We start from the raw sequence: 3,686 nt of genomic DNA, 5'->3' as shown, positions 1-3,686 counted from the left end.
CGTCCGCTTCACCGACACCATCCACACCGCCCACCAACACGGCACCACCACCTACCTCGAAATCGGACCCCACCCCACCCTCACCACCCTCACCCACCACACCCTCAACACCACCAACAGCAACAGCAACAGCAACAGCCCCACCCTGACCCACACCCTCCACCGCAACCACCCCGAACCACACACCCTCACCACCGCCATCGCCACCCTCCACACCCACATCGCCGAAGTTGACGCAACCGCGCTCCTCCCCTCACACACACCCGCCCGGCGAGTGCCGCTGCCGGCCTACGCGTTCCAACGGGACCGCTACTGGATCCAGAACTCGGCGACGCGCACAGACAGCGAGGCGGCGACGCGCTTCGGGCTGATCTGGCAGGACCATCCGTTCCTGAACGGTGCGACGCCGATCGCCGGTAGCAGGTCGACTCTGCTCACCGGCAGGGTGACGCTCGCTGCACACCCATGGCTGGCCGATCACATCGTCGCAGGTTCGGCGCTGTTCCCCGGAACGGCGATGGCCGATCTGCTGCTGCGCGTTGCCGACGAGGTGGGGTCGGGGGGTGTTGAAGAGGTCGTTCTCCATGTGCCCCTCGTTCTTCCCGCACAGGGGGCTGTGCAGCTTCAGGTTCTGGTCGAAGAGCCCGACGAGCACGGGCGGCGCGCAGTGACGGTCGCCGCCCGGCCGGAGGCGGAGGCCGGTATGGAGGCCGAGTCACAGTGGACCAAGCACGCCGCCGGTGTTCTCGCGGCCGCCGAACCGGCGGGGAGTCCGGCAGCAAAGCCGGCCGCGCCGACGATGGGTTGGGCAGGAGCGGTCTGGCCGCCCCCCGGGGCCGAGGCCGTCGACGTGGACGATCTCTACGCGGAATTCGCCGCCGCCGGCTACGAGTACGGCCCGGCCTTCACAGGGCTGACCGGTGCTTGGAGTCGTGGGGACGAGCTCTTCGCCGACGTACGCCTGCCCGAAGCGGCCACCGGAGCGGAAGAGGGAGAGCGTGGGTTCGGCATTCATCCCGCGCTGTTCGACGCGGTCTTGCACCCGTGGCGGGCGGGAGGTCCATGGCTCAAGTCCGACCCTGCTGCCGCAGATGTGGAGAACACCCTGCTGCCGTTCTCCTGGCAGGGTCTCACCCTGTACGGGACCGGCGCCGAAGTGGTTCGGGTCCGGCTGGCCCCGGCGGACGGTGGCGCTCTCTCGGTGCAGGTGGCTGATTCGGAGGGCAATCCTGTCCTCGCGCTGGACGCACTCCTGCTGCGTCGGGTGCCGTCGGGCACCCTGCGCACCGTCGCGACGCCGATGTACCGCGTCGACTGGCAGCCAGTCGATCCAACCGGCCTCATGGACACTCCTCGATACGCCGTGATCGGACCCGATGCGGAGGAGACTGCGGCAGCTCTGCGCGCCCTCCCCCCGGAAGCGGATCTCACAGCCCACGCCGACCTCGCGGCCTTGCGCACTGTTCTGGACGCCATGACACCGACGCCCACCATGGTCGTCGCTCTCACCCCCGACACCCCTTCCACGGCGCTCACGTTCACGACAGGAACCGCGTCGATACTCGACGATCCCGTCCGCGCCGCGGCGGCTCACGGGCTCTCCCTCATCCAGGAGCTGGTCGAGGACGAACGCCTGAACGGCACGACCCTGGCCGTCGTCACCCGGGGTGCGGTCGAGGCCGGGGAAACCGACGTGCCGGATCTCGCGGGCGCCGCCCTGTGGGGACTGTTGCGCTCCGCGCAGTCGGAGTATCCAGGCCGCTTCGTCCTCGTCGATGTGGACGGTACCCCGGAGTCCCGTTCGGCCCTGTCCTCGGCACTGGCCTCGGGCGAGCCCCAGCTGGCTTTGCGCACAGGCGTCATGCTCGCGCCGGCCCTGGTCCCCGCGGAGCCCGCCGAATCGACTCCGGCGGACTTCGCGTCCGCCGGTCACGACAAGAACGACGCCGCTGCCGCGACCAGCACAGGCCGCGCGGACGGCACAGGCCACGCGACCAGCACAGGCCACGCGGACGGCACCGTCCTGCTGACCGGCTGCACCGGCGCACTCGGCCGACGCGTCGCCGTTCATCTGGCGAGGCGTCACGGCGTACGGCACATGCTGCTCGTCAGCAGGCGCGGCCCGCATGCACCGGAATCCGCCCTGCTGGAACGGGAACTCACCGAACTGGGCGTCAACGCCACCTTCGTGTCCTGCGACCTGGCCGATCCGGCCGACGTACGGAAGGCAGTCGCCTGCGTCCCGTCCGAGCATCCTCTGAGCAGTGTGGTGCACACGGCCGGCGTCCTGGACGACGGGGCTCTCGCCGGGCTGACGCCGGAGCGGATCGACACCGTGCTGCGAGCCAAGGCCGATGCCGTACGCAACCTCCATGAGGCCACGCTCGGGCATCCGCTGCGCGCATTCGTGTTGTTCTCCGCCGCGGCGGGGTTGCTGGGCCGTCCGGGACAGGCGTCCTACGCGGCTGCCAACGCCGTACTCGATGCGTTCGCGCGGCATCGCCGGGTGGCCGGGTTGCCGGCGGTCTCCCTGGCCTGGGGGCTGTGGGACGGACAGGACGGCATGTCCGGCGGCCTCGATGCGACGGCGCTTCGCCGACTGCGGCGCGACGGCATCATGCCCATGCCCGCGAACCAGGCCCTCGAACTGCTGGACCAAGCCCTGACGGCGTATCAAGACGGCCCCGCCCTGCTCGTCCCACTGCTACTGGACAGCGTGGCGCTGCGCCGCACGGCCGCGGAGAATGGTCCGGCCTCGGTTCCCCCGCTGCTGCGCACCCTCGTCAAGTCCGAAGTGCGACAGCATCGCACGACCGCAATGCCAGTCGCTCGGCACGAGTCCGTGCCGAGCCCGGCGGCCCGCTTCGCGGCACTGTCTGCGGAGGAACGCGCGACCGCCCTGTTGGACCTGGTCAGCGAACAGGTGGCAGGGGTCCTCGGGCACTCGTCGGCTACGCAGATTGATCCCGAACGGCCCTTCCACGAGGTCGGCTTCGACTCCCTGGCGGCGTTGGAGCTGCGCAACCGGCTCGGCCGCCTGGTCGATCTGCGCCTGCCGACCACGCTCGCCTTCGACCATCCCACGCCGAGGAGAGTGGCGGAATGGATCGACGGGGAACTGCCCGCCGCGATGCCTGCCGCGGGCACTCCGGCCACGGATCCCGTGCTGACGGGGATCGATCACGTGGCGCAGGCGGTCGCCCTGATGGATGCGGATGACGGCCGACGAGACGACGTGCGCGAGCGGCTCATCGGCCTGCTGGCCGCTCTCGACAAACCAGCACCGGGGTCGGCCAGTACCCCAGCCGAAGCGACCGTGGCCGACCGGATCGGCGAGGCGACCGACGACGAGATCTTCGCGTTCCTCGACGAGCACCTGGACGAACAGCAGTGACCGCGCCGAGGACCGGCCGTAGGACAAGGAAATGGGGGCAGCTGTGACCACGGAGAACGACAAGATCCGCAGCTATCTGAAGCGCGCCACCGCCGAACTTCACAAGACGAAGAAGCGGTTGGCGGATTTGGAGTCGGCACGGCATGAGCCGATCGCGGTGGTGGGTATGGCCTGCCGCTACCCCGGCCAAGTGACCACACCCGACGAGCTGTGGGACCTGGTCGCCTCCGGAACCGACGCCATCTCCCCGTTCCCCACCGACCGCGGCTGGAACCTCGACGACCTGTACGAC

The 3,686-nt window shown here is 69.8% G+C and carries 2 protein-coding genes; both read left to right on the top strand.

From position 1 onward, the window contains the following. Positions 1–3,394, top strand: a 3,394-nt coding sequence (locus tag ACIHCL_RS36860; protein WP_399868919.1) for an SDR family NAD(P)-dependent oxidoreductase, incomplete at its 5' end; no start/stop codon positions are given. A gap of 31 nt (positions 3,395–3,425) precedes the next feature. Next, positions 3,426–3,686, top strand: a 261-nt coding sequence (locus tag ACIHCL_RS36855; RefSeq protein WP_399868918.1) for a beta-ketoacyl synthase N-terminal-like domain-containing protein, incomplete at its 3' end; no start/stop codon positions are given.

The sequence above is a fragment of the Streptomyces sp. NPDC052042 genome (assembly GCF_044548345.1).
Taxonomy (GTDB): domain Bacteria; phylum Actinomycetota; class Actinomycetes; order Streptomycetales; family Streptomycetaceae; genus Streptomyces.
The sequence above is the reverse complement of the archived record's forward strand: the minus strand, read 5'-3'. Positions and strand labels throughout refer to the sequence as shown.